Raw genomic sequence first — 25,650 nt, 5'->3', positions numbered from 1 at the left:
GGCGCCGTTGACGTCGCGAACCTGCCGGACACCGCCCACCGGTGCTTGTGAACTGGGGCGAACAGCCCTCGCGTCACCGAGCACAGGACGGCACCGCCATGACCACCGCGGCCACCACTCCCTCCGGACGAACCGCCTCGGCGCCCCGCACCCCGTTACGCGGCCGGCTCGCCGTCGTCTCGGTCATGCTGGGCATCTTCTCGATCGTCACCACGGAGATCCTGCCCATCGGCCTGCTGACGTCGATCGGCTCCGACTTCGCCGTGTCGGACGGGGTCGCGGGCCTGCTGCTGACCCTGCCCGGAGCCCTCGCCGCCGTCTCCGCCCCCGCGGTCACCGTGGCGACGGCGCGCGTGGACCGGCGCGTGATGCTCGGCGGGTTCATGCTCCTGCTGGCCCTGGCCGATTTCCTCACCGCCGCCGCCACGGACTACCGGCTCCTCCTGGCCGCCCGGGTGCTGGTGGGAATCACCATCGGCGGCTTCTGGTCGGTCGGGGCGGGGCTGGCCGAGCGGCTGGTCCGCCCCGATTCGGTCGGCCGGGCGACCGCGGTGATCTTCTCGGCGGTCCCGCTGGGCTCCGTGCTCGGCGTCCCCGCGGGCACGTTCATCGGAGGACTGGCCGGCTGGCGGACGGCGTTCGTGGTCATGGGCGCGCTGACCGCGGGCGTACTGGCCCTGATGCTGCTGGTGCTTCCGCCCCTGCCCCCGACCCGGGTCACCCGCGGGAGCCTGCTCCGTACCGTGCTCGGCCGAAGCGGCACCCGGTTCGCCCTGCTCATCACCTTTCTCATCGTTCTGTCGCACTTCGCGACCTACACCTATGTCACTCCGTTCCTCGAACAGGTCACTCATGCGGGCCCTGCCGTGATCACGGTGTTCCTGCTGGTCTACGGCGCCGCCGGAATCGTCGGGAACTTCCTCGGCGGCTCACTCGTGGCGCGACGGCCGCTCACCGCGACCGCGCTCGCCGCTGGGTCGATCGCCGCCGCGACCACCTTGCTGCCCGCCCTGGGCAGGTGGCAGACGGGCGCCGTCGCGCTGCTGGTCGTCTGGGGGATGGCCTACGGCGCGGTGCCGGTCTGCTCACAGGCGTGGTTCGCCAGGGCGGCACCCGGCACACCGGAGGCGGCGTCGGTCCTGTTCACCGCCTCCTTCCAGGCGACCTTCGCCATCGGCGCCCTGACGGGCGGAGCGGTCCTCGACCACCTGTCCGTGTCGGCGGTCATGCGGCTCGGCGGGGTGGTCGCGGCTGCCGGGGTAATCGTGGTGGCCCTGACCGGGACGCGCTCCGGACGCCTCGGCACCCGGCGAGGGTGAGCCACCCCGTCCTCGTCGTCGGCGACCGCCCCCCAACGAAGTGGTCGCCGTCCCACGTCCCGCCACACCCTCGTCGTACAGAAATCCGCATGGGTTAGGCTCGCCGGGGCGCAGTGAGGGGCCTCGACCGGGGTCCGGGCTTCATGTGTCGCCGCATCGGACTCGCCGCCGGCCCCGTCCCACCCTGAGCAGCGACCCCGGAACCACCGGAAAAGAACTGTTCAGGTATCGGCCTGCTGCTGGGCCGGAATGTGAGGGCCGCCCGTGCGGGACTACTTGCTCATGCTGTTCATCACGGCTGCGGTGACCCATCTCCTGACCGGCCCCGTACGGAAGTTCGCCATCGCCGTCGGGGCGATGCCCGAGATCCGGGCGCGCGACGTCCACCGCGAACCCACCCCCCGCCTCGGTGGCATCGCCATGTTCGGCGGGCTGCTGGCCGGCTACCTGGTGGCCTCGCACCTCCCGTACCTGGAGGAGATCTTCACCCAGAGCTCGACGCCCCGGGCCCTGCTGTCCGGTGCCGCGCTGATCTGGCTGCTGGGGGTGCTCGACGACAAGTGGGAGCTCGATTCGCTGGTCAAGCTCGGCGGGCAGTTGCTGGCCGCCGGTGTGATGGCGTTCCAGGGGCTGGCGATCCTCTGGCTCCCGGTGCCGGGCACCGACGGGATCTACCTCGCCGACTGGCAGGGCACCCTGCTGACCGTGGGCCTGATCGTCTTCACCATCAACGCGGTCAACTTCGTCGACGGGCTCGACGGGCTGGCCGCAGGGACGGTGGGCATCGCGGCGACGGCGTTCTTCCTGTACGCCTACCGGCTCTGGTACGGCTACGGGATCGAGGCCGCGGCGGCCACCACGCTGATCTCCGCGATCCTGGTGGGCATGTGCCTCGGCTTCCTGGTGCACAACTCGCACCCGGCCCGGATCTTCATGGGGGACTCGGGGTCCATGCTGCTCGGGCTGCTTCTCGCCGGGTGCGCCGTCTCCGTCACGGGTGAGGTCGACCCGAGCCTCCTCAAGCAGACCGTCGACGGTACGTCCGGGTCGGCGGCGATGGTGCCGGTCTACATTCCGCTGCTGATGCCGCTCTCCGTCATCGCGCTGCCGGTCGCGGACCTCGTCCTCGCCGTCGTCAGGCGTACGTGGAACGGACGGTCCCCCTTCTCCGCCGACAAGGGGCACCTCCACCACCGGCTGCTCCAGCTCGGCCACTCGCACCGTCGGGCCGTGCTGCTCATGTACTTCTGGTCGGCGCTGTTCTCGTTCGGGATCGTGGCCTATTCGGCGCGGGGCGCCAAGTCCTGGATGCTCTCCGGGATCGCGTTCGTCTGCGGACTGGGCCTGCTTCTGCTGCTCCAGCCCCGCTACGACTTCGCCATCACCGACCTGCTGGCCCGGATGCGGCTGCTACGGCCCCGGACCGGGGGGCGTGTGGTCGCCACCGGCGGAAAGCGCACCGAGGGCGAAGGCCACCGCACACGCGTGGACGCCGGCCACCGGGACGGCTGACGGGCGCCCCCGAGGGCTGCGAAGAACACCGGGTGGCGGCTCGGGCCCTCGGGCAGACTCCGCCGCGATGGCCTTCGAGCTCGTCACCGCCGACGCCCCGCACTCCCGGTCGGGCTTGGCGCTCATCCGGTATCGGCTCGGCGCCACATCGCGCTATCGGTTGCGCAGCGCATCCACGGCGATGCGGGCGGCCGTGCCGATGACGGCGTCGGCCGCGGGGAGCATGGCCGCGGTGTGGGCGGTGCGGGTGAAGACGGCAACGGCGTAACGGCCGCCGTCGGGGTACTCGACGACGCCCACCTCGTTGCGCAGCGTCGGCAGCGATCCGGTCTTCCCCGCGACACGCACATCGTCGAACGGGAAACCGGAGGCCAGGCGGTGCGGCCACACCTGGAGGCCCATCACCCGCCTCATGGCGGCGCCGTGTTCGGGCAGACACGCCTCGTCGCGCCAGACGGCACGCAGCAGCCGGGTCATGTCCCGCGGGGTGCTGTGGTTGGTGCGGGCCGGGTCGAGGGCGCGCAGCCGCGCGACGACGTGCGGGTCGGCCAGCGCCTGGACACCGACGGGTCCCGCGTCCTGCCTGATACTGGCGAGCATGGCGCCGAAGGTGTGCACGGCCCTCGTCGCGTCGAGGCCGAGGCGGCCCGTCGCGCGGTTGACCGCGTCGAGACCGACCCGGGCCAGGAGCAGATCCGCCGCGGCGTTGTCACTGACGGCCATCATCAGGTACGCGAGGTCGCGCAGCGACAGCCTGGTGGCGTCCAGCATCGCGGCGAGACCGGTGGGCCCCGGGGTGCGGCCGTCCGGCAAGCATTCGACCTGCTCCGTGAGATCGAGGTCGCCGGCCGCGGCCCGGTCGTGCAGCGCGACCAGCAGGCACAGTTTGTGGACACTCGCCGTGCAGACCAACTGTTCGGCTTCGACGCCGAGTTGGGCGCCGGAATCGATGTCGAGGGCGTGCAGCCGCCCGGTGACTCCGGCATCGGCGAAAGCCGCGCGGATGCGTTCGGGGGCGTCGGGCACGTTCACGGTTCGGGTCACAGCCAGTACTCCGCTGCCGGTCGCAGATGCATCGGGCGGGTGGGGGTGTCGGGGCGGGCGTCGGCGGTGGTGCGCAGCGCGTGCGTGGCCGCGTCGGCGAAGGCTCGTACGGCGGTGTCGCCGTGCCCGCGCGGCCAGGCGACGGAGTGCCGCCAGGCCAGCGGGGCGCCCGCGAGGGGGCGCCACACCAGGTCGGCGTCGGGTTCGACGGCCTGTGCGTCGCGCGAACTGAAAGCGACGGCACCGGCAAAGAGCACGAGGCCGCGCACAAAGCTGGCGCCCTGCCCGTGCCGGACCGCGGGCGGTGTGTAACCGCCGCGGGCACAGGTGGTGAGCAGGTCGTCGTAGAGAACGGGAGCATCGGCCCGCGGGAAGAGGATCAGGTCGGATCCGGCGAGCGCCGAGAGCGGCACCTCGGCGAGTCCGGCCGCCTCGGCGTCGCGCGGCAGCAGTACACCGAGTTCGCGCCGGAGCACCGGGCCGAGTTCGAGGCCGGTCACGTCGCAGGGGTGGTGGATGAGTCCGACGTCGAGTTCGTGCGAGGCGAAGCGTGCGAGCTGATCCGTGGTGGACAGCTCGTGCACCTCCAGCTCCACGCCGGACCGTCGGTCCTGGAACCCCGTGAGGAGCGCGGCGACGGTGTCGCCCGCGATGTCGGGCGGCAGCCCGGCCCGCAGCAGTCCGCTCTCGCCGTCCCTGATCCGGCGCGCGGCAGCCCGCAGCGCCTCGGACCGGGCGAGCAGCTCGCGCGCCTCGGGAAGCAGCAGCAGGCCTGCCTTGGTGATGGCCACCTGGCGGCTGGTCCGGTCGAAGAGCCGCACCTCCAGCTCCCGCTCCAGCCGCTGGATGCGCTGTGACAGGGGCGGCTGGGCCATCCCGAGGCGGGCCGCGGCACGCCCGAAGTGTGACTCTTCCGCAACAGCCACAAAGCACTCCAGGTGCCGAATCAGGTCCACGAGCAGTGATTATATGCAATTTTGATCGATAGCCTATCGATATCGGACTTGGACAGAGACCTGGGCCGCTTGCTCTCCTCACGGCATGACACGCCTTTCCTCACCTTCCGACGCGGACTTCGGGCACACCACCACCCACCGCCACCGGGGCCGTCGCACCGTCCTCCGGGCGGGCATCGCCTTGACCGTCGTGACGGCCGTCGCCGCGGGCGGCGCGTATGCCGCCGGACTCGGCCCCTTCGAGCGCGACGACACCCCCGATCCCGCGGCGACCGCTCAGGCCCGGGCGTTTCTCGCGGACTGGGCGGGCGGGCGGCTCGACAGCGCGGGCTCACGCACCACGAGTCCCGCGAGGGCTCAGGAGGTGCTGCGCAACTTCACCGCGGGTCTCGACATCGGCAAGCCGGAGCTCACCCCCGCGCGGGCCACGACAAAGGACGACGGCACGGTCCGGGTCGCCTTCACGGCGAAGATGCCCGTCACCGGGCTGGGCACCTGGACCTACCGGTCCCAGCTCCCCGTGCGGGAACAGAAGAACGGGGCCTGGAAGGTCGACTGGTCCCTGTCGCTCGTTCATCCGCATCTCAGCGACACCGCCAAGTTCCGCCTGGAGCGGGAGGACACTGCTCTGCCGGAGGTCACCGACCGGAACGGAACGTCCCTGACCGGCGATGCCCATCCGTCGTTGCAGCCGGTGTTGACCCAGTTCGCCGGGGGCGGCTCCGGGCCGCGCGGCGCGATCCGGCTCGTCGACCGGACCACCGGCGAAGTCGAGGGCACGGAGACCACCTTCGGGAAGAAGGACGGGCAGCCGTCCGACAGACCGGTGGCCACGACACTCGACGCCACCTGGCAGGCAGCGGCGGACAAGGCCCTGGCCGACAAGGCCGGCGGCAAGAACGCCTCGCTCGTCGCCCTGCGGGTCGACAACGGAGAGATCCTCGCGATGGCCAACTCCCCCGCAACCGGCTTCAATCGGGCGGTCTCCGGTACGTACGCGCCCGGCTCCACCTGGAAGATCGTGACGAGCAGCGCGCTGCTGCTCAAGAATGCCGTCGCGCCCGACGACATCGTGGACTGCCCCAAGTACCTCACCGTCGGCAAGGAGTTCCACAACGTCGAGACATCCGAGTTCCCGGGCGCCACCTTCCGGCAGGACTTCACCGAGTCCTGCAACACCGCCTTCATCAGCCTTCGCGGCAAACTCGGCGGCACCGAACTCGGCGATGTGGCACGGGAGTACTTCGGGGTCGGGCAGGAGTGGCGTGTGGGGATCCCGTCGTACGACGGCTCGGTGCCGGTGCCCAAGGACGAGACGGAGAAGGCCGCTTCGATGATCGGACAGGGCCGGATCCAGGCGAACCCGCTGATCATGGCGTCCGTCACGGCGACCGCGACGTCCGGCCGGTTCCATCAGCCGACCATCGTCCCCGGCGGCAAGGAAAACACCTCGACAAAGCCGCTCCCGTCGTCCGTGGTGACCCAACTGCGTGCGATGATGCGGGCCACCGTGACCGACGGGACGGCGCACGTGCTTGCCGATCTGCCCGGTGACGTCGGCGCGAAGACCGGCACCGCGGAGGTCTCCGAGGGCGAGCCCAACAACGGCTGGCTCGTCGCACGGCGCGGCAATGTCGCCGTGGCGTGCGTCGTCGAGCAGGGCATCACGGGTGGTGGTTCAGCCGGTCCGATCCTGCACAGCCTCTTGTCCGCCGTCCCTGACGATCCGTCGTGATGCCGACCCTGCGGCAGGCACGGGCAGTGCGTGGTTCGTTCACCGCCGGGTCTCCCTCGGTGGGTGGCACCCGGGACGGGACGGAACCGGTCCACGAGGCGGCCGGTCGCCGCGCACCCCGGCCGATCAGGCGCAGGCGCCGAGGGAGATCTCGCCGGTCGCGCCCTGCCGGCCGGTCCCGGGGGCGGCTCAGGCCTTCGGGGCCACCTTCGAGAGGCCGTTGATGATCCGGTCCATCGCGTCGCCGCCCGTGGGGTCGGTCAGGTTGGCGAGCATCTTCAGCGTGAACTTCATCAGCAACGGGTGCGTCAGACCGCGCTGGGTGGCGACCTTCATGACCTTCGGGTTGCCGATCAGTTTCACGAAGGCGCGGCCCATCGTGTAGTAGCCGCCGTAGGTCTCCTTGAGCACCTTCGGGTAGTTGGTGAGAGCCAGTTCGCGCTGGGCCGGGGTCGCGCGGGCGTGGGCCTGGACGATGACGTCGGCGGCGATCTGGCCCGACTCCATGGCGTACGCGATGCCTTCGCCGTTGAACGGGTTGACCATCCCGCCCGCGTCACCGACGAGCAGCAGGCCCTTGGTGTAGTGCGGCTGGCGGTTGAACGCCATCGGGAGTGCGGCGCCACGGATCGGACCCGTCATGTTCTCCGGGGTGTAGCCCCAGTCCTCCGGCATGGACGCGCACCACGCCTTGAGGACCTCGCGCCAGTCCAACTCCCTGAACGCGGAAGAGGAGTTGAGGATGCCGAGGCCGACGTTGGACGTGCCGTCGCCCATGCCGAAGATCCAGCCGTAGCCGGGCAGGAGCCGGTCCTGGGGGCCGCGCCGGTCCCACAGCTCCAGCCAGGACTCCAGGTAGTCGTCGTCGTGGCGGGGCGAGGTGAAGTACGTACGCACGGCCACCCCCATCGGGCGGTCCTCGCGCCGGTGCAGGCCCATGGCGAGGGACAGCCGGGTGGAGTTGCCGTCCGCGGCGACGACGAGCGGGGCGTGGAAGGTGACCGGGGTCTTCTCCTCGCCGAGCTTCGCGTTGACGCCGGTGATGCGGCCGGTGCGGTCGTCGACGATCGGGGCGCCGACGTTGCAGCGCTCGTACAGCCGCGCGCCCGCCTTCTGTGCCTGGCGGGCCAGCTGCTCGTCGAAGTCGTCGCGCTTGCGGACCAGTCCGTAGTCCGGGTACGAGGCGAGGTCGGGCCAGTCCAGCTGGAGCCGGACACCGCCGCCGATGATGCGCAGACCCTTGTTGCGCAGCCAGCCGGCCTCTTCCGAGATGTCGATGCCCATGGAGACGAGTTGCTTGGTCGCACGCGGGGTGAGGCCGTCGCCGCAGACCTTCTCCCGGGGGAAGGCCGTCTTCTCCAGGAGCAGGACGTCCAGTCCGGCCTTGGCGAGGTAGTACGCGGTCGTGGAGCCGGCCGGGCCGGCCCCGACGACGATCACATCCGCGCTGTGCTCGGAGAGGGGCTGCTCGGTCACGGTCGGATCTCCCGAAGACTCGAAATCGCGTGCCGCGCGGCACCTGTCCCATGCAGTCTATGGGGGTCCGCTGATCAACTTTCCGAAGGGCTCCCCGATGTCGACCGTGCCACTCGCCGCCCCTTCCCTGCAGTTGCGCGTCCCGACCGACGAGGACGCGCTCTCCTGGCACCGCGCGTTCGACGACCCCGAGGTGATGGAGTTCTTCGGCGGTGCGTCGGAGGAGCTTTCGATGTACGAGGAGTGGACCGCCCGACAGCGCAGACTCGACGCGGAACTGGGCTACTGCCTGTGGACGGTGCTCGGCGAGGACGGCGAGGTCGCGGGCTTCACCGGCGCCCAGCCCTGGCCGCAGACCACGTACGGCCCGGTGGGCGAGACCGAGATCGGCTGGCGGCTGGCCCGCTCGGCCTGGGGCCGGGGTTACGCCACCACCGCCGCGCGCCTCACGCTGGAGCGGCTGCGCGCGGCCGGGGTGGAACGGGTCGTGGCGACGATCGACGCACGCAACGAGCGGTCGGTCGCCGTGGCCCGGCGGCTGGGGATGGAACGGGCGGAGAGCTTCACGGCACCGCAGTCCGGGAATGAAGTGCGCTGCTTCCGGCTGGAACTGGCCCCGTGACAACAGGCGGGCCCTTCGGGGCTCGGGCCCTTCGGGGCTCGGGCCCTTCGGGGCTCGGGCCCGGTCGCTCGGGCCGCGGGCCCCGCCCGCCGGGGCAGGGTCCCGGTCCTCAGGGCCGGGACCCGGAGACCGGCGGGCGCACGCCCCGGTGCAGTGCCACCACACCACCGGTGAGGTTGCGCCAGGCGACCTTCGACCAGCCGGCCCGCTGGAGCTTCGCCGCGAGCCCGGCCTGGTCGGGCCAGGCCCGGATGGACTCGGCGAGATAGACGTACGCGTCGGGGTTGGACGACACCGCGCGCGCGACCGGCGGCAGCGCCCGCATCAGGTACTCGGTGTACACGGTGCGGAACGGCGCCCACGTCGGCTGCGAGAACTCGCAGATCACCACCCGGCCGCCCGGCTTCGTCACCCGGTACAGCTCGCGCAGCGCCGCGTCCGTGTCCTGGACGTTGCGCAGCCCGAAGGAGATCGTCACCGCGTCGAAGGTCTCGTCGCGGAACGGCAGCCTCGTGGCGTCGCCCGCGGTGAAGGGCAGCCAGGAATTGCGCTTCTTGCCCTCCTGGAGCATGCCGAGGGAGAAGTCGCACGGCACGACGTACGCGCCCGTCGCGGCGAAGGGCAGCGAGGACGTCGCCGTGCCCGCGGCCAGGTCGAGGACCTTCTCCGCGGGCCGGGCGTGCACCGCCTTCGCGACCTCCTTGCGCCACAGCCGGGCCTGGCCGAGCGACAGCACGTCGTTGGTGAGGTCGTAGTTCGCCGCCACGTCGTCGAACATCGTGGCGACTTCGTGCGGCTGCTTGTCCAGGGAAGCTCGGGTCACCCGCCCATTCAAGCAGCCCCGGTCCTTCGTGCTTCGCGCCGGTCGCGAGTCGTGTCCGTGCAGACTGAACCGAATCGTTCCACCGGCGGTCAGTACAGGGGGAGCACGGAGTCGCCGGGAGCAGGGGGAGCACAGATGTCCGCACAGGGCACGCGCCGGTGGTTCTGGCCGGAACGCGGCCGGAACCGGCTGCTCGTCGTCGTGGTCGTCCCGGCCGTACTGATCTGTGCCGCCGTGGTGGGGCCGCGGTGGAACGGTGGCGGTGACGGTGACGGGAAGGCGGCCACACCGTCCGCGTCCGGGAGCGCGTCGGAGACGGGCACGTTCACCGTCGCCCGCGCGGGCGTTGCGCACGGGGGCAGGTCCAGGGCCGTGGGCAACGCCTACCGGGTCGAGGCGGAGGACGGTTCGGGCATCGACCCGGACGAGGCCGCCGCCGAGATCGCCCGCATCCTGGCCGCGCCACGGGGCTGGTCGCACCATGGCGAGCACACCTTCCGCCAGGTCGCCGACGGCCCGGCGGGACTGGTCATACGCATCGCCACCCCAGGGACCACCGACGCCATCTGCGGGCGGGGCGGCCTCAACACCCATGGCGAGGTCAACTGCCGGGTCGGCACCGATGTCATGGTCAACCTCAAGCGCTGGCAACAGGGGTCGCCCGAGTTCCACGGTCCGCTCGCCGACTACCGGGCCCTCATCATCAACCACGAGGTCGGGCACTGGCTGGGCCACGGCCACGAGACCTGTCCGGGCAAGGGCCGTCCCGCCCCGGCGATGATGCAGCAGATCGACGGGCTGAAGGGGTGCGTCTCCAACGCCTGGCCGTACGACGCCGAGGGCCGGTACCTGGGCGGCCCGTCGGTACCGTGACGGGTCTCCGTCCCGGCCCGTCCCGGCCCCAGGGCACGTCACCGATCGGCTTGCCTGCGGGCCCGACACGGGACTCGGCGAGGGCTGAGGCTCGGGCTCAGCGAGGGCTCGGGCTCGGGCTCGGGCTCGGCGAGGATTCCGCCGCGGTCCCGACCGCCGTCGCCGCCGCGGTCTCAGCTGCGGCGGAAGACCAGTCGTCCGCCGAGCACCGTCGCCGTGCAGCTCCCGGCGCCCTCGGTACGCAGCGCCGCCAGGTCCCGTACGCCGAACACGGCCAGATCCGCGGGTCCGCCGACGGCCAGGACAGCCGCGAACGCGTCGGCCGGCTCCGGCACGGACGCCAACGGGTCGAGCGAGACGGGTTCCGGCGCCGGGCCCGGTCCGTGGACGCGCAGCCCCGAGCGGGCGACCGCCGTGCGCACGACGGGGCGGGCGAAGGGGCCCCGGACGGCGGTCGTGCCGTGCCGCAGCATCCGTTGCAGTCCGCGCCGGGCACTCGCGCCCCAGCGCGCGTCGTCCATGCCGAGTGCGGTGAGCGCGTCACCGGTGAGCGGGTCGCCGCCGAGTTCGTCCGCCTCGCGCGGATCCGGATGATAGGTGGTCTCCAGCAGCGCGGGCGCCCCGGCGTTCAGCAGTCCCGGGGTGATCAGACCGGACCACCGCCGGATCCGGGCCCGCGGCCGGGCGGCGGTCAGCTCCCCGTACGTGCCGATGGCGACGACCACACCGCCGTCCACGGCCACGGAGTCGGCCCCGTCCGGGGCACCGTGCACCGCGTCGGCGGCGTGAACCGTCAGCAAGGCGGACTCAGTTGGCGTCGAGGAGCTTCAGCTCCGGGTGGGCCGTGCCGCCCTCGATCGCGGTGGACGAGATGTGCGAGACCACCCGCTCGTCGACCGGGTCGTTCGCCGGGTCGTCGTGGACGACGAGGTGCTCGTACGTGGTGGCGCGCTGCGCCGGCACGCGGCCCGCCTTGCGGATCAGGTCGATGATCTCCATGCGGTTGGAGCGGTGCTTGGCACCGGCCGAAGAGACGACGTTCTCCTCCAGCATGATCGAACCGAGGTCGTCGGCGCCGTAGTGCAGTGACAGCTGGCCGACCTCCTTGCCGGTGGTCAGCCAGGAACCCTGGATGTGCGCGACGTTGTCGAGGAAGATGCGGGCGATGGCGATCATCCGCAGGTACTCGAAGAGCGTTGCCTGCGTCCGGCCCTTCAGGTGGTTGTTCTCCGGCTGGTACGTGTACGGGATGAACGCGCGGAAGCCCCCCGTGCGGTCCTGCACGTCGCGGATCATCCGCAGGTGCTCGATGCGCTCGGCGTTGGTCTCGCCGGTGCCCATCAGCATGGTGGAGGTGGACTCGACGCCCAGGCCGTGCGCGGCCTCCATGATCTCCAGCCAGCGCTCGCCGGACTCCTTGAGCGGAGCGATCGCCTTGCGCGGCCGGGCCGGCAGCAGTTCGGCGCCCGCACCCGCGAAGGAGTCGAGACCGGCGACGTGGATGCGCTGGATGGCCTCCTCGACGGAGACCTTGGAGATCCGGGCCATGTGCTCGATCTCGGAGGCGCCGAGCGAGTGGATGACCAGCTGCGGGAACGCCTTCTTGATGGCGGAGAAGTGCTCCTCGTAGTACTCGACGCCGTAGTCCGGGTGGTGCCCGCCCTGGAACATGATCTGCGTACCGCCGAGCTCGACGGTCTCCGCGCAGCGGCGCAGGATGTCGTCGAGGTCGCGGGACCAGCCCTTGGCTGTGTCCTTGGGCGCGGCGTAGAACGCGCAGAACTTGCACGCCGTGACACACACGTTCGTGTAGTTGATGTTGCGCTCGATGATGTACGTCGCGATGTGCTCCGTACCGGCGTAGCGGCGTCGGCGTACGGCGTCGGCGGCCGCGCCCAGTGCGTGCAGCGGCGCCGACCGGTAGAGGTCGAGAGCCTCCTCCGGAGTGATCCGACCGCCCTCGGCGGCTCGGTCGAGGATGGGCTGGAGGTCGGCCTTCTCGGTCACCGGGCTGTCACCTTTCGGCGGTTTTTCAACGGATCTACGGACCGGTTCACCCTACGCCAGCCCCTCTCGGCGTCAGCTGCCGGACCGGCTGAGGGTGCCGTACGGAAGCCCCGCGCCCCTCTCCTCGGAGCGGAAGCGGAGGGTGCCGTCGGCGGCGCGCGTGAAGTGGATGTCGGACTCGGTGGAGGTGCACAGGGCCGGGTCGCTCGGGCGGTCGGGGTCGGCGCGCTCCCGGAGCGTCAGTTCCTCGTCCGTTCCGGAGGAGAGCCGGGCGACGCTGTTGCAGCGGACGCTCAGTCCGAGGGCGGAGACCTCCGTGGTCATGCGGACCACGTCCGTGCCCTTCTTCCCCGCGGTGAAGACGGCGGTGAGCGTGCCGTGCGGCTGCCCGGTGGTCTTCTCGGTGAGCGGACCCTTCCAGGTGCCGGTGAACGCCTTCGGGACCTCGGTGACCTGGTCCGGGCCCGCCGTGCCCCCCGCGCCGCCCGGGTCCCCGGTGCCCGACTCCGAGTCCGAGGGCTGCGAGTGTTCCGCGGAGGGCGTGGCGGCCGGCGGGGTGCTGCCGACACCACCGTGCTCGGCCACGTCTCGGCCGCCGCCACCCGGCATCAGATCGAACAGGTACGCACTGCCCACGGTCACGGCGGCGAGGGCACCGGCCACGGCGAGGGCGACGGTGCAGCTCAGCCTCCGGCCCCGGTTCGCCTCGGGGCCGGGCGCCTCGGAGTGCGCGCCGACGGTGACGGAGAAACGGGGGTCCGACGTGCGTGGCCCCGGCAGCCCGGACGACTGCGCAGCCCCGGCCGCACCCGCGGCGGTCGGGAGCCACGGGGGCGGCCCGTCCGGCCCGGACGGCCGGGTGGGTTCGTGCCAGGGGGACGGCTCGGCCGGCGGGCCGAACCCACCACTCGCGCCGCCGCCGTCAGCCGCACCGTTCACACCCCACGAGGCACCGCTGAACGGCACCGGCCCCGACTGCACCGGCGCGTCCTGCGGCTCCAGGTCCAGCAGCGCGACCGCCGCCCGGCTGACCTCGCGCACCAGCGGGCCGGGCAGCCACCCCGCGGCCACCAGCGCGGCGGCCCCGCCCGGCGCCAGCTGCCGGGCCAGTTCCGTGGGGGTCGGGCGGTCCTCCGGGTACTTCGCCAGGCACCCGGCGACGATGTCCCTCAGCTCCCCCTCCAGCTCCCCCAGCTCCGGCTCCTCGTGCACCACCTTGTAGAGCAGTACGGCGGAGGAGTCGCCGAGGAAGGGCGCGGTACCGGTGGCCGCGTACGCGAGCACCGCGCCGAGCGAGAAGACATCGGCCGCGCCCGAGATGTCCACGCCCCGGATCTGCTCCGGCGCCATGTAGCCGGGCGAGCCGACCGACACCCCGGTGGAGGTGAGCGAGGCGGTGGCACCGATGGCGTGGGCGATCCCGAAGTCGATCAGCCGGGGACCGTCGAGGGCGAGCAGCACGTTGGAGGGCTTCACATCGCGATGGATGAGGTCCTGGGCGTGCACCGCGGCCAGCGCCTCCCCGAGTCCGGCGCCCAGTGTCCGCACCGCGTGCTCGGGCAGCGGGCCGTGCTCGGCGACCGCGGCGGACAACGGGGGCCCGGCCACATAGCCGGTGGCGACCCATGGAATGGGGGCGTCCGGGTCGGCGTCCAGGACGGGCGCCGTCCACTGCGCACCGATCCGCCGCGCCGCGTCCACCTCCCGCCGGAACCGGGCCCGGAATTGCTCGTCGAGAGCGAAGTGGGGGTGCACGACCTTGACCGCGACGGTGCGTCCGCCCGCGCTGCGCCCGAGATAGACCCGGCCCATGCCGCCCGCACCGAGCCTGCCGAGCAGTCGGTAGGAACCGATGGTCAGCGGTTCGCCGGCTTCCAGCGGCTGCATATGGACTCCCCCTGTGGACCGGCCGGACCTCCGACCGAAGCCTAGGGTGCGAAGGTCATCGGGTCCCAGAGGAAACCATCCGCCGATTTCACCCTCAAGGGAACGAACAACGGCTTTCGACACAACAAAAGGCGTGAATACGTCGTTCACCCGAGCGATTCCCGTTCAGGACCGGGACTCTCCTCGGACGCTGTCCGGGAATCGGCTATTCAACGCGTATTCACCCGAATCGATGGCGGGCGAGGAGAAGCGGCCGGAGAAGGGCGGAGGAAGGGCGGGAGAAGGCCGGGAAGAGATATCCGACCCAAGAGGTACAGGATTCATCCATATCCCGGCCCATTCCCGTCGACCGCCTCCCGGGCGCGGCGCGCGCCGGACGCACTCGGTGCGGCCCCGCGTCCCGCCCCGGCTTCCGCGGCGTCGGCCGCGCCCGGGATTCCGCGGCGTCGGCCGCGCCCCGGCCTCCGGTCAGCCGCCGAGCAGTTCGACCTTCACGTCCGCCGGGAAGCCGGTCGTCGGGCCGACCCGGCGCGCGAACTCCCGCACCCCCGCCAGCTGGTCCGGGCCGAAGCGGAAGTCCAGCGTCGTGAAGTACCGCTCCAGCACCTCCGCGTCGAAGGCCTCCCAGCGTGCCGCCTGTTCCGCGACCTTGGTGACCTCCTCCAGGGAGACGTCCCGCGAGGTCAGGAAGGCCTCGTGCGCCTTGTTCACGTGGTGGGGCTCGGCCGCCAGATAGTCCTTGCGGGTCGCCCAGACCGCGAAGACGAACGGCAGCCCGGTCCAGTCCTTCCACATCTGGCCCAGGTCGTGGACCTGGAGGCCGAGCCGGGGCGCGTCGTGCAGGTTGGCGCGCAGCGCGGCGTCACCGATCAGCACGGCGGCGTCCGCCTCCTGCATCATCACGCCCAGGTCCGGCGGGCAGGTGTAGTAGTCCGGGCTGACCCCGTACCGCTCGGCGAGCAGCAGCTGGGCCAGACGCACGGAGGTGCGCGAGGTCGAACCGAGCGCCACCCGGGCCCGGTCCAGCTGGTCCAGCGGCACCTGCGACACGATCACGCACGACATGACGGGCCCGTCGCATCCCACCGCGATGTCCGGGAAGGCGACCAGGTCGTCGGCGTTGCGCAGGAACTCGACCAGGGTGACGGGGCCGATGTCCAGATCACCCCTGATCAGCTGCTCGCTGAGCTTCTCCGGGGTGTCCTTCGAGAGCTCCATGTCGAGCAGGGTCCCGGTTCTCGCCAGTCCCCAGTACAGGGGAAGGCAGTTCAGGAACTGGATGTGGCCGACGCGCGGCCGGCTGCGACGGCCGTCGCCTGCGACGGTTGAGACGGTTGAATTGTCCACATCGCGAGGCTAGACCCGTGGTGCCGTCCGGACGGCACCGGGTGCGCGAGGCGTCGCCCCACCCCTCTCGCGGGCCGTCGATACCGCCCCGGAGCGGTATCGGAAGTCTTCATTCCGTATCCCTTGAGGACGCCTCCGCGACACCCTCCGGGAGACCCGCTTCGTCAGCTCATCGGCACGGCAATCAAACATCCGGGTGAAGTGATCTTTCCCTCTACCGTTCCGTACACGCTGCGTGCTAGGCTCGACGCAAGTTGCAGTTTGGTTTCCCTTGCAGTACAGAGCCTGCGGAGCATGTAACCCGCAGGCTTTTGTAGTTTTCAGACTTCTTTGCAGGTTCTGGAGCAGGGCAACCCTTTGGCCCAAGGAGGGCTTATGGCTACCGGAACCGTCAAGTGGTTCAACGCTGAAAAGGGCTTCGGCTTCATCGCCCAGGACGGCGGCGGCCCGGATGTCTTCGTTCACTACTCCGCGATCAACGCGTCCGGGTTCCGCTCCCTCGAGGAGAACCAGGTCGTGAACTTCGACGTCACTCAGGGACCCAAGGGTCCGCAGGCTGAGAACGTCACCCCGGCCTAGTTGCCCGGGTCGGCCGATCGCGGCCGGCTAGCAGTACCCAAGGAGCCTCGCTCCTCCGCCTCGGCGGAGGAGCGGGGCTCCTGCCTGTTCCGCTCCAGCCCTTTCCGCCCTCGCCCTTTCCGCTCCGGCGGCACCGGGGCGCCGTGGGGCTTGACCTTGCCACCGTGTGAAGCCTTGCACTGGGAGACATCATGTTCACCATCGGAGACTTCGCCCGGTACGGACGGGTCTCGGCTCGGATGCTGCGCCACTACGACGCCATCGGACTGCTGCACCCGGACCGCACGGACCCTGCCACCGGCTACCGCTACTACGGGGCCGCCCAGCTCTCCCGCCTCAACCGCATCATCGCTCTGAAGGATCTCGGCTTCACGCTCCAGCAGGTGCAGGCCGTCCTCGACGAGCGGGTGGGGGCCGAGGAGTTGCGCGGCATGCTGCGACTGCGGCGGGCGGAGCTGGAGGAGGCCATGGCGGCAGCGGCCGCACGGCTGACACAGGTCGAGGCGAGGCTCCGGTCGATCGAGAGCGAGGGACGCATGCCCGCGGACGAGGTAGCAGTCAAGAGCATTGCCGCAGTACGGGTCGCCGAGTTGACCGGGACAGCGGCGGGCTTCGAACCGGAGGACATCACTCCGGTGATCGGCCCGCTGTACGACCGGCTCTTCCCGCTGCTGGGCACGGTGGGGGTCGGCCCGAGCGGCCCCGGGATCGCCTACTACGAGGACGCCCCCGAGGGCGGCGGCGCGATCGTCGTGCACGCGGGGGTGACGGTCTCCGCCCCGGTGGGCCCGCTCGGCGACACCGGAATCACGGTGGTCGAGCTGCCTCCGTTCGAGGCGGCGACCATCGTGCACCGGGGCCCGATGGACGGCGTACTGCCGACGGCCCAGACCCTGGCCCGTTGGATCGACGCCAACGGCTACCGGTCCACGGGATACGCCCGCGAGATCAGCCTGGAGTGCCCCGACGACCGGGACAAGTGGGTGACGGAGCTCCAGGAGCCGGTCACCAGGGCCTGACCTCTCCGGAGGTACCGCGGCTCGGCGCGGAAGGTGACACCCGGGGTGCCGGGTGTCACGTTCCGCGCCCTCCCTACCGCCCGCCGGGCCCCGCCCACAGTCCGTCGTCCGTCAGCCCCAGCAGGTCGATCGCGTTGCCGCGGACGATCCGGTCCACGACATCGGCGTCCAGATGTCCCATCTGCGCCTCGCCGACCTCGCGCGACTTGGGCCAGGTGGAGTCGGAGTGCGGATAGTCCGTCTCGTACAGGACGTTTCCGACGCCGATCGAGTCCAGGTTCCGCAGCCCGAAGGCGTCGTCGAAGAAGCAGCCGTAGACATGCTCGGCGAACAGCTCCGACGGCGGACGGTGGACCTTGTCGGCGACACCGCCCCAGGCCCGGTTCTCCTCCCAGACCACGTCGGCACGCTCCAGGATGTATGGAATCCAGCCGATCTGCCCCTCCGCGTACATGATCCGGAGGTTCGGGAACCGTTCGAACTTGCCGCTCATGAGCCAGTCGACCATCGAGAAGCAGCAGTTGGCGAAGGTGATGGTGGAGCCGACGGCGGGCGGTGCGTCGGCCGAGGTGGACGGCATCTTCGACGACGAGCCGATGTGCATCGCGATCACCGTCCCCGTCTCGTCACAGGCCCGCAGGAACGGATCCCACTCGTCCGTGTGAATGGACGGCAGGCCGAGATGCGGCGGTATCTCGGAGAACGCCACCGCGCGCACACCGCGCGCCGCGTTGCGCCGGACCTCCTCCGCGGCCAGGCGCGCGTCCCAGAGCGGGATGAGGGTGAGCGGGATGAGCCGGCCCCGCGCCTCGGGCCCGCACCACTCCTCCACCATCCAGTCGTTGTACGCCCGCACCCCGAGCAGCCCCAGTTCGCGGTCCTTCGCTTCGGTGAAGGTCTGCCCGCAGAAGCGAGGGAAGGTGGGGAAGCAGAGCGCGGACTGGACATGGTTGACGTCCATGTCCGCGAGCCGGTCGGGGACCGAGAACGAACCCGGGCGCATCTGCTCGTACGTGATGACCTCAAGCCTGATCTCGTCCCGGTCGTAGCCGACCGAGGTGTCGAGCCGGGTGAGCGGGCGGTGCAGGTCCTCGTACACCCACCAGTCACCGATCGGCCCGTCATCACCCTTCGCGCCCATCACAGGCGCGAACTTGCCGCCCATGAAGGTCATTTCCTTGAGCGGTGCGCGGACGATCCGCGGACCGCGGTCGAGGTACTTGGACGGGAGCCGGTCCCGCCAGACATGAGCGGGCTCCACCGTGTGGTCGTCCACCGAGATGATCTTCGGGAAGGTCTCCATGCTCACCACGGTAGCGCTGATCTGACGTACCGTCAGCTATCTGTACCGGCCCCCGTTCCCCATTCGTTGTCGAGGGCTTGTGCAGAGAGTCACCCACTGCTGACGTGTCCGCCCATAACAAGGCAGACTGTTGAGCGCGATACCAGCGGTACGGAACAATCCGGATCCCCCGCCCCGGACCGGCACAGGGCGGGGAATCCGGCACGAAGAGCACCGGCACGATCGGCAGGACCGGCGGGGCGAGCAGGACAGGGGGCATCAATGGACCGTGACGACCACGGGCCACGCGTGCGTGTTCCGGGGCAGCGGGCTCCGCATCAGCAGTCGGCCGACGGCGCCGATCTGCGCTTTTCCGTGCTCGGCCCGGTACGGGCCTGGCGGGACGGAGAAGCGCTGCCGTCCGGTTCACCTCAGCAGCGCGCTCTGTTGACCGCACTGCTCCTGCGCGACGGCCGCACGGCCACGGCCTCCGAACTCATCGACGCCATCTGGGGCGAGGAGCCGCCCTCGCAGGCGCTCGCCGCCGTACGCACGTACGCCTCCCGGCTCCGTAAGGTCCTCGACCCGCAGACGCTGGTCAGTGCCGCCGGCGGGTACGCGATCCGGACCAGGAACGACGCCCTCGACCTGACCGTCGCCCAGGAGTTGGTGGCCGAGGCGGAGAAGGCCCGCGCGGGCGGCGACCGCGCCCAGGCCCGCAGTCTCTTCAGCACGGCGCTCGGTCTGTGGGACGGCGAGACCCTGGCCTCGGTGCCCGGTCCGTACGCCGGGAACCAGCGCACCCGGCTGGAGGAGTGGCGGCTCCAGCTCACCGAGACCCGGCTCGACCTGGACCTGGAGGTCGGCTGCCACGCGGAGGCGGTCTCCGAACTGACCGCGCTCACCGCCGCGCATCCGCTGCGCGAGCGGCTGCGGGAACTGTTGATGATCGCCCTGTACCGCAGCGGCCGTCAGGCGGAAGCGCTCGCCGTGTACGCCGACACCCGCCGACTGCTCGCCGACGAACTCGGCGTGGACCCGCGCCCCGAGCTCTCCCAGCTCCAGCACCGCATCCTGCAGGCGGACGAGGAACTGGCCCGCCCGGCCGACGAACCGGCACCGGCCCCGGCGCCGCTGCGCCCGGCCCAGCTCCCTGCCACCGTCCCGGACTTCACCGGCCGCGCCTCCTTCGTACGGGAGCTGAGCGCCCGGCTGGCGACCGCCGAGGGTTCGGTCATGGCCGTCTCGGCACTCGCGGGCATCGGCGGCGTCGGCAAGACGACCCTCGCCGTGCACGTCGCCCACCAGGCGCGCCAGCACTTCCCGGACGGCCAGCTGTACGTGGACCTCCAGGGCGCGGGTGCCCGCGCCGCCGAACCGGAGACGGTGCTCGGCGCGTTCCTGCGCGCGCTGGGCACGGCGGACTCGGCGATCCCCGACTCCCTGGACGAACGCGCCGCCCTCTACCGCTCCGCGCTCGACGGCCGCCGCATCCTGGTCCTCCTCGACAACGCCCATGACGCGGCCCAGATCCGCCCTCTCCTCCCCGGCACCGCGGGCTGCGCGGCCCTGGTCACCAGCCGCGTCCGGATGGTCGACCTGGCGGGCGCGCACCTGGTCGACCTGGACGTGATGTCCCCGGAGGAGGCGCTCCAGCTCTTCACCCGCATCGTGGGCGAGGAACGCATCAACTCCGAGCGCGAGGCCGCACTCGACGTGGTCGCCGCCTGCGGCTTCCTCCCCCTGGCCATCCGCATCGCCGCCTCCCGCCTGGCCGCGCGCCGCACCTGGACGGTCTCCGTCCTGGCCGCCAAACTCGCCGACGAACGCCGGCGCCTGGACGAACTCCAGGCCGGCGATCTCGCGGTGAAGGCCACCTTCGAACTCGGCTACGGCCAGCTGGAGCCCGCCCAGGCCCGTGCGTTCCGCCTGCTGGGGCTGGCGGACGGCCCCGACATCTCCCTCGCCGCGGCGGCGGCCCTGCTCAACCTGGAAGCCCACGTGGCGGAAGACCTGCTGGAGGCCCTGGTCGACACCAGCCTCCTGGAGTCGGCGGCAGCGGGCAGGTACCGGTACCACGACCTGGTGCGCCTCTACGCGCGTTCCTGCGCGGAACGGGACGAGCAGGAACCGGAGGAGCGGGAGTTGGCGCTGTCGCGACTGCTGGACTTCTATCTGGCGACGGCAGCGGGGGTGTACGCGCTGGAGCGGCCGGGGGACCGGCTGGTGGACCACCTGGAGCCGACGCAGCACGAGGGCCTGTCGTTCGCGGACCGGCACTCGGCGCTGGACTGGCTCTACGCGGAGGCCGGCACGCTTCTCGCCTGCGTACGCCAGTCGGCCGGCCCGGGCACGTTGCGCCGAGCCGTGGACCTTCTCTGGGCGGCACTGGATCTGGGCGAGTCCGGCGCCAACTCAAGGCAGTACGAGACCACCGCCTTTGCCGTGCGGGACGCTGCCCGTGCCTGCGACGACCGACGCACCGAGGTGCGTGCTCTGGTCACGCTGACCGATGTGCACCACACATCGGGGCGCTTCGACCAGGCCGAGCAGGAGGCGGAGGAGATCATGCGGCTCGTCGAAGCCGACCTCGACCCATTGCCCGGCTGCTGGGCTCCGAACGCTCGCGGCATCATGGCGCTCTACCAGAGTCGGCACGACGACGGCGAAACATATCTGAGCCAGGCCATCGACAGCTTCCGTCGGATCCAGGACCGGCCGGGCGAGGCGAGCGCGCTGTGCAACTTGTCGCGCATTCACCTGGCCACGGGCCGCACCAGCAGTGCCGTGTCTCTGGCCCAGCAGGGCATAGACATATACGACAGCCTGGGTCATGCCCTGCGGAGTGCCAACGGACGCTATGCGCTCGGGATGGCCCTCACTCAGAGCGGCCAGTTCACCGACGCGACGGAGAGCCTTCTTGAAGCGCTGGACGTCTTCCGGGACAGTCGCCAGCGCCTGTGGGAAGGGATGACCCTCTTCAGGCTTGCCGAGGTCGACCTCGCTGCCGGGTGCTCGGCCAGTGCCGCGACCAAGGCCGAACAGGCCCTGACCGCGCTGCGAGGCATCGGTGGCGAATGGCGGAGAGGCAACGTGCTCACCGTGCTCGGCCGCGCCCTTGGGGAGATCGGGCAGTTCGGGCGCGCTCAGGTCTGCTGGCACGAGGCCCTGGCCATTTACGAGGAGTTGGGGTCGCACGAGGCCGCCGAGGTGCGCACCCTGCTGTCCACCGCTGCCTCCGTGACGTCTGCGTAGGACGTCCGCCGGAGGCGTTCATCGTTCGTTTATCGTGACCCGGCACTCTTTTCCCAGTCGATCCGTCGCGTCGGGGGGCAGACGGGGCGACAGCCGGCCGTGGCACTAATGTGAGCGGCCCTGAAAGGCCCGTCCGGCAGTCCACGGGGGAACAGCCGGGCGGGCCTTGCCCACTCATCACGAAGAATTGCCAAGGGGAGCGGACCATCATGGCTGACGCTACGAAGAAGGACCCGAAGATCAAGCCGCAGGACATGCACGCCACCGGTGGTGACGCCGACCAGATCACCACTCAGGACATGCACGCGACGGGCGGAACGCTCAAGCCGCTGGACATGCACGCCACGGGCGGCACGGCGACGACCGACGACATGCACGCGACGTCGGAGCCCACGAAGTAGCTCTTCTTTTCGGCGGGGGCACGGGGGAGCGGCCGCGGCGGCGCGGAGGGGGAGCCGTCGCGGCCGCTGTATTCATGTCTGGATCTCCGAGCGCCCCTCCGTTCCCTGGACGCTCTGCATCTGGCCGCGGCACAGGGGCTGGGGCAGGCACTCACCGCATTCGTGGCCTACGACAAGCGCCTCGTCGAATCCGCACACTGCCTGGGGCTTCCGGTCCAAAGCCCCGGATCGCCGTGAGCCGTCAGGACCCCGCCCGCCCTCGCAGCTCGCCTTTCAGTACCTTCCCGCTCGCGTTCCGGGGCAGCTCGCTCATGAACTCCACCGTCCTCGGGACCTTGTAGTTCGCCATCTCCCGTCTGGACCAGGCGATGAGGTCGTCGGCCGTCAGCGTCGCGCCCGGCCTGCGTACCGCGTACGCCTTGCCGACCTCGCCCAGGCGGGGGTCCGGGACGCCGATCACCGCCACGTCGGCCACGTCCGGGTGCAGGCCGAGGAGTTGTTCGATCTCCGCCGGGTACGCGTTGAAGCCGCCGACGATGAACATGTCCTTGATCCGGTCGGTGATCCGGAGGTTGCCGTTCTCGTCGAGGACGCCGATGTCCCCGGTGTGGAGCCAGCCGTCGGAGGTGATCGCGGCGGCCGTGGTCTCCGGGTCCTCGAAGTAGCCCCGCATCACGTTGAACCCGCGGACCAGCACCTCGCCGGGGGTGCCGGGGGCGGCCAGGACGCGGACCTCCGTGCCCGGGATCGCCCGGCCCGACGTCGAGGCGATCGTCTCCGCCGGGTCACCGCGCCGGCACATGGTGACGATGCCGCTCGCCTCGGAGAGGCCGTACGCGGTGAGGACCGTCGCGATGCCGAGCTCCGTGCGCAGGCGTTCCACCAGCCGCAGCGGCACCACCGCCGCGCCCGTCACGACCAGGCGGAGGGCGGAGAGCTCGTGGGCGCCCCGCGCCGGGTGGTCCAGGAGGGACTGGTGGAGGGTGGGCGGACCCGGCAGGACCGAGATGCGCTCGGCGGCGATGTTGGCCAGGACCGTGTCCACGTTGAACACCGGTTGCGGGACCATCGTGGCGCCCCGCATCAGGCACGCGATGATGCCCGCCTTGTAGCCGAAGGTGTGGAAGAACGGGTTCACGATCAGATAGCGGTCGCCCTCGCGCAGGTCCGCCAGTTCGCTCCAGATCGCGTAGCAGCGCAGGGTCTGGGCATGGGTGATGACGGCGCCCTTGGGCCGGCCCGTGGTGCCCGAGGTGTAGATGATGTCGGAGGGGGCGGAAGGAGCGATGGCGGCGGCTCGGGCGCGTACCGCCTCCGGCGACACCCCCTCCCCCGCTGCCAGGAAGTCCTTCCAGGTGACGTAGTCGTCGGGGGCGCTGTCCGCCAGCACCACCACCCGTTCCAGGTGCGGGAGTGCTACCTCGGCCCGGCGCAGGGATGCCACGTAGGACGTGCCGAGGAAGGTGCCGGTGACGAAGAGCAGCTTCGCCCGGCTGCGTTCCAGGATGTACGCCGCCTCCGTGCCCTTGAACCGGGTGTTGAGGGGGACGAGCACCGCTCCGGCCGTGACGGCGCCGAGCGCGGAGACGATCCAGTCCAGGGTGTTCGGGGCCCAGACCGCCACCCGGTCGCCAGGCTCGACGCCCGAGGCCATGCAGGCGGCGGCGGCGCGTTCGACGCGGTGACCGAGTTCGGCGTACGAGATCCGGGTGCGGCCCTCGACGACCGCCTCCCGGTCCCCGTACCGTCGCGCCGCCGTCCGTATCAGCTTCGGGATGCTGCCCCATTCCTCGTCGCCGCGCATCGCTCACCCTCTCTGACGCAGTAGCTGACTATCCGTCAGATTAGCTGTAGCCTCAGCCGCTGTCAGCAGTGACGACGGCCTCGGAGGTGGCGGTGGCGGCGCTCAAGGACGTGACAGCGATAGCCGGCATAGGACAGACGGCCTTCGCGAAACAACTGCCCGAATCCGAGAAGACACTGGCCTGCCGGGCCATCGTCGCGGCGCTCGACGACGCGGGCATCGCCGCCTCGGAGGTGGATGCCTTCGCCTCGTACACGATGGAGGAGACCGACGAGGTCGAGATCGCCAAGGCCATCGGGGCGGGCGATGTGACCTTCTTCAGCAAGGTGGGATTCGGGGGCGGCGGCTCATGCGCGACGATCGCGCATCTCGCCGCCGCCGTGGCGACCGGGCAGGCGAGCGTCGGTGTCGCCTGGCGGTCGCGGAAGCGGGGGTCGGGACCCCGGCCCTGGAAGAACACCGCCGTGCAACTGCCCACCCCCGCCCAGTGGACCCGCCCGTACGGGCTGCTGCGGCCGGCCGACGAGATCGGGATGCTGGCCCGGCGTTACATGCACGAGTACGGGGCGACCCGCGACCATCTCTTCAACGTCGCCCTCGCCTGCCGCAACCGCGCCAACCAGAACCCGGACGCGGTGATGTACGAGCGACCGCTGACCCGCGACATGTATATGACCTCGCGCTGGATCAGCGAGCCGCTCTGTCTGTTCGACAACTGTCTGGAGACGGACGGCGCGCTGGCCTGCGTCATCGTCTCGGCGGAGCGGGCCCGCGACTGCCGGCAGAAGCCCGTCTACATCCACTCCGTCGCCCAGGGGCTGCCCGCCCAGCACCACGGGATGGTCAATTACTGGAACGACGACCCGCTCACCGGACCCGCCTGGACGGCCGCCCGGCAGCTGTGGAAGCAGGCCGACTTCGGTCCGGACGACGTGGATGTCGCGCAGATCTATGACGCGTTCACCCCGCTCATTCCCCTCTCCCTGGAGGGCTACGGCTTCTGCGGGCGCGGCGAGGGCGCCGCGTTCACCGAGGGCGGGGCACTGGAGAGCGGCGGTCGGCTGCCCGTCAACACGGGGGGCGGCGGGCTCAGCGAGGCGTACGTCCACGGCTTCAACCTCATCAACGAGGGTGTGAAACAGCTGCGCGGCGTCTCCACCGCCCAGGTGCCGGGCGCCGGGACGTGCCTGGTCACCGCCGGCGAGGGTGTGCCCACCTCCGCCGTACTGCTGAGGAGTTGAGGAGCTGACATGGGTACTGACACGGATGCTCTGCTGATGCCTGTCGTGGACGAGGACGGCGCCCCTTTCTGGGAGTACGCGGCCCGTGGCGAACTGCGTGTCCAGGCGTGCGCCGCCCCGGAGTGCGGAAGGCTCCGCTTCCCGCCCCGGCCGTGCTGCCCGCACTGCCAGTCCTTCGCGAGCGAGTGGCGGCCGATGAGCGGACGTGGACGCGTCTGGTCGTACGTGCTGCCGCATCCCCCGCTGCTGCCCGCGTACGCCGCACAGGCGCCGTACAACGCCGTGGTGGTCGAGCTGGCCGACGCTCCGGAGATCCGGTTGGTCGGGAACGTGGTGAGCGGTCCGGACGCACCGCTGGACTCGGTCGATCCGGCGCGGCTGCGGATCGGGGCGCCGGTGCGGGCCGTGTTCTGCCCGGACGCCTCCGGGGTGACCCTGGTGCGCTGGCTGCTGGAGCGGTGAGCGGCG

The 25,650-nt window shown here is 71.0% G+C and carries 21 protein-coding genes; 11 read left to right on the top strand and 10 right to left on the bottom strand.

Annotated elements, in window-relative coordinates:
• Positions 1-98: 98 nt before the first annotated feature.
• Both ACF1B9_RS23460 and ACF1B9_RS23455 read left to right on the top strand, forming a co-directional pair.
• Positions 99-1,319 (top strand): MFS transporter, encoded by a 1,221-nt coding sequence (locus tag ACF1B9_RS23460; protein WP_391738687.1) that lies wholly within the window; start codon positions 99-101, stop codon positions 1,317-1,319.
• A 264-nt stretch (positions 1,320-1,583) separates the two neighbouring features.
• The gene (locus ACF1B9_RS23455) at positions 1,584-2,831 is read left to right on the top strand and encodes an MraY family glycosyltransferase (protein WP_391738685.1); all 1,248 of its coding nucleotides are present in this window, start codon (positions 1,584-1,586) and stop codon (positions 2,829-2,831) included.
• Between the two features lie 153 nt (positions 2,832-2,984).
• Here the strand turns inward: ACF1B9_RS23455 and ACF1B9_RS23450 are convergent, their stop codons facing one another.
• Both ACF1B9_RS23450 and ACF1B9_RS23445 read right to left on the bottom strand, forming a co-directional pair.
• The gene (locus ACF1B9_RS23450; protein ID WP_391739310.1) at positions 2,985-3,857 is read right to left on the bottom strand and encodes a serine hydrolase; all 873 of its coding nucleotides are present in this window, start codon (positions 3,855-3,857) and stop codon (positions 2,985-2,987) included.
• Between the two features lie 14 nt (positions 3,858-3,871).
• Positions 3,872-4,831, bottom strand: a complete 960-nt coding sequence (locus ACF1B9_RS23445) for a LysR family transcriptional regulator (protein WP_391738683.1) — start codon at positions 4,829-4,831, stop codon at positions 3,872-3,874.
• 85 nt (positions 4,832-4,916) lie between these two features.
• Here ACF1B9_RS23445 and ACF1B9_RS23440 point away from each other — a divergent pair, with 85 nt between their 5' ends.
• On the top strand, positions 4,917-6,566 hold the full coding sequence (locus tag ACF1B9_RS23440; protein ID WP_391738681.1) for a penicillin-binding transpeptidase domain-containing protein: 1,650 nt from the start codon (positions 4,917-4,919) through the stop codon (positions 6,564-6,566).
• A gap of 189 nt (positions 6,567-6,755) precedes the next feature.
• Here ACF1B9_RS23440 and ACF1B9_RS23435 read toward each other — a convergent pair whose 3' ends face one another.
• The gene (locus tag ACF1B9_RS23435; RefSeq protein ID WP_391738679.1) at positions 6,756-8,042 is read right to left on the bottom strand and encodes a geranylgeranyl reductase family protein; all 1,287 of its coding nucleotides are present in this window, start codon (positions 8,040-8,042) and stop codon (positions 6,756-6,758) included.
• A gap of 97 nt (positions 8,043-8,139) precedes the next feature.
• Between ACF1B9_RS23435 and ACF1B9_RS23430 the strand changes: the two genes are divergently transcribed.
• Positions 8,140-8,664 (top strand): GNAT family N-acetyltransferase, encoded by a 525-nt coding sequence (locus ACF1B9_RS23430; RefSeq protein WP_391738677.1) that lies wholly within the window; start codon positions 8,140-8,142, stop codon positions 8,662-8,664.
• A gap of 109 nt (positions 8,665-8,773) precedes the next feature.
• Here ACF1B9_RS23430 and ACF1B9_RS23425 read toward each other — a convergent pair whose 3' ends face one another.
• Complete coding sequence (locus ACF1B9_RS23425; protein WP_391738675.1) at positions 8,774-9,487, bottom strand: demethylmenaquinone methyltransferase; 714 nt, start codon at positions 9,485-9,487, stop codon at positions 8,774-8,776.
• Positions 9,488-9,721: 234 nt separating this feature from the next.
• Here ACF1B9_RS23425 and ACF1B9_RS23420 point away from each other — a divergent pair, with 234 nt between their 5' ends.
• A complete protein-coding gene (locus ACF1B9_RS23420) occupies positions 9,722-10,360 on the top strand; it encodes a DUF3152 domain-containing protein (protein ID WP_391739309.1) in 639 nt (212 codons plus the stop codon).
• Positions 10,361-10,533: 173 nt separating this feature from the next.
• Here ACF1B9_RS23420 and ACF1B9_RS23415 read toward each other — a convergent pair whose 3' ends face one another.
• The 4 genes from ACF1B9_RS23415 to ACF1B9_RS23400 form a co-directional block, all read right to left on the bottom strand.
• Positions 10,534-11,160 (bottom strand): hypothetical protein, encoded by a 627-nt coding sequence (locus ACF1B9_RS23415; RefSeq protein WP_391738673.1) that lies wholly within the window; start codon positions 11,158-11,160, stop codon positions 10,534-10,536.
• A 7-nt stretch (positions 11,161-11,167) separates the two neighbouring features.
• Positions 11,168-12,367: a cyclic dehypoxanthinyl futalosine synthase gene (gene mqnC, locus ACF1B9_RS23410; RefSeq protein WP_391738671.1), complete on the bottom strand. Its 1,200-nt coding sequence runs from the start codon at positions 12,365-12,367 to the stop codon at positions 11,168-11,170.
• 72 nt (positions 12,368-12,439) lie between these two features.
• Positions 12,440-14,254 (bottom strand): serine/threonine-protein kinase, encoded by a 1,815-nt coding sequence (locus tag ACF1B9_RS23405; protein ID WP_391738669.1) that lies wholly within the window; start codon positions 14,252-14,254, stop codon positions 12,440-12,442.
• Between the two features lie 468 nt (positions 14,255-14,722).
• Positions 14,723-15,601, bottom strand: coding sequence for a menaquinone biosynthetic enzyme MqnA/MqnD family protein (locus ACF1B9_RS23400; RefSeq protein WP_391738667.1), 879 nt, complete (start codon positions 15,599-15,601; stop codon positions 14,723-14,725).
• Positions 15,602-15,976: 375 nt separating this feature from the next.
• Here ACF1B9_RS23400 and ACF1B9_RS23395 point away from each other — a divergent pair, with 375 nt between their 5' ends.
• Together ACF1B9_RS23395 and ACF1B9_RS23390 are read left to right on the top strand one after the other, a co-directional pair.
• Positions 15,977-16,180 carry a cold-shock protein gene (locus tag ACF1B9_RS23395; protein ID WP_003967102.1) on the top strand — a complete coding sequence of 68 codons (204 nt, stop codon included), beginning with the start codon at positions 15,977-15,979 and terminating at the stop codon, positions 16,178-16,180.
• A gap of 191 nt (positions 16,181-16,371) precedes the next feature.
• Complete coding sequence (locus ACF1B9_RS23390) at positions 16,372-17,199, top strand: MerR family transcriptional regulator (RefSeq protein WP_391738665.1); 828 nt, start codon at positions 16,372-16,374, stop codon at positions 17,197-17,199.
• Between the two features lie 73 nt (positions 17,200-17,272).
• Here ACF1B9_RS23390 and ACF1B9_RS23385 read toward each other — a convergent pair whose 3' ends face one another.
• On the bottom strand, positions 17,273-18,502 hold the full coding sequence (locus ACF1B9_RS23385; RefSeq protein WP_391738663.1) for an amidohydrolase family protein: 1,230 nt from the start codon (positions 18,500-18,502) through the stop codon (positions 17,273-17,275).
• 261 nt (positions 18,503-18,763) lie between these two features.
• On the opposite strand from ACF1B9_RS23385, the gene ACF1B9_RS23380 reads away from it, so the two are divergent.
• Together ACF1B9_RS23380 and ACF1B9_RS23375 are read left to right on the top strand one after the other, a co-directional pair.
• Positions 18,764-21,736 carry a BTAD domain-containing putative transcriptional regulator gene (locus ACF1B9_RS23380; RefSeq protein ID WP_391738662.1) on the top strand — a complete coding sequence of 991 codons (2,973 nt, stop codon included), beginning with the start codon at positions 18,764-18,766 and terminating at the stop codon, positions 21,734-21,736.
• 209 nt (positions 21,737-21,945) lie between these two features.
• On the top strand, positions 21,946-22,137 hold the full coding sequence (locus tag ACF1B9_RS23375; RefSeq protein WP_391738661.1) for a hypothetical protein: 192 nt from the start codon (positions 21,946-21,948) through the stop codon (positions 22,135-22,137).
• Positions 22,138-22,378: 241 nt separating this feature from the next.
• Here ACF1B9_RS23375 and ACF1B9_RS23370 read toward each other — a convergent pair whose 3' ends face one another.
• On the bottom strand, positions 22,379-23,941 hold the full coding sequence (locus ACF1B9_RS23370; protein ID WP_391738660.1) for a FadD3 family acyl-CoA ligase: 1,563 nt from the start codon (positions 23,939-23,941) through the stop codon (positions 22,379-22,381).
• A 92-nt stretch (positions 23,942-24,033) separates the two neighbouring features.
• On the opposite strand from ACF1B9_RS23370, the gene ACF1B9_RS23365 reads away from it, so the two are divergent.
• Positions 24,034-25,182 carry a lipid-transfer protein gene (locus ACF1B9_RS23365; protein WP_391739308.1) on the top strand — a complete coding sequence of 383 codons (1,149 nt, stop codon included), beginning with the start codon at positions 24,034-24,036 and terminating at the stop codon, positions 25,180-25,182.
• Positions 25,183-25,191: 9 nt separating this feature from the next.
• A complete protein-coding gene (locus ACF1B9_RS23360; protein ID WP_391738659.1) occupies positions 25,192-25,644 on the top strand; it encodes a Zn-ribbon domain-containing OB-fold protein in 453 nt (150 codons plus the stop codon).
• The last annotated feature ends 6 nt before the right edge of the window (positions 25,645-25,650 follow it).

Origin of the sequence: Streptomyces sp. NPDC014727 (genome assembly GCF_043083485.1) — a bacterium.
Lineage (GTDB): Bacteria > Actinomycetota > Actinomycetes > Streptomycetales > Streptomycetaceae > Streptomyces.
The sequence above is the reverse complement of the archived record's forward strand: the minus strand, read 5'-3'. Positions and strand labels throughout refer to the sequence as shown.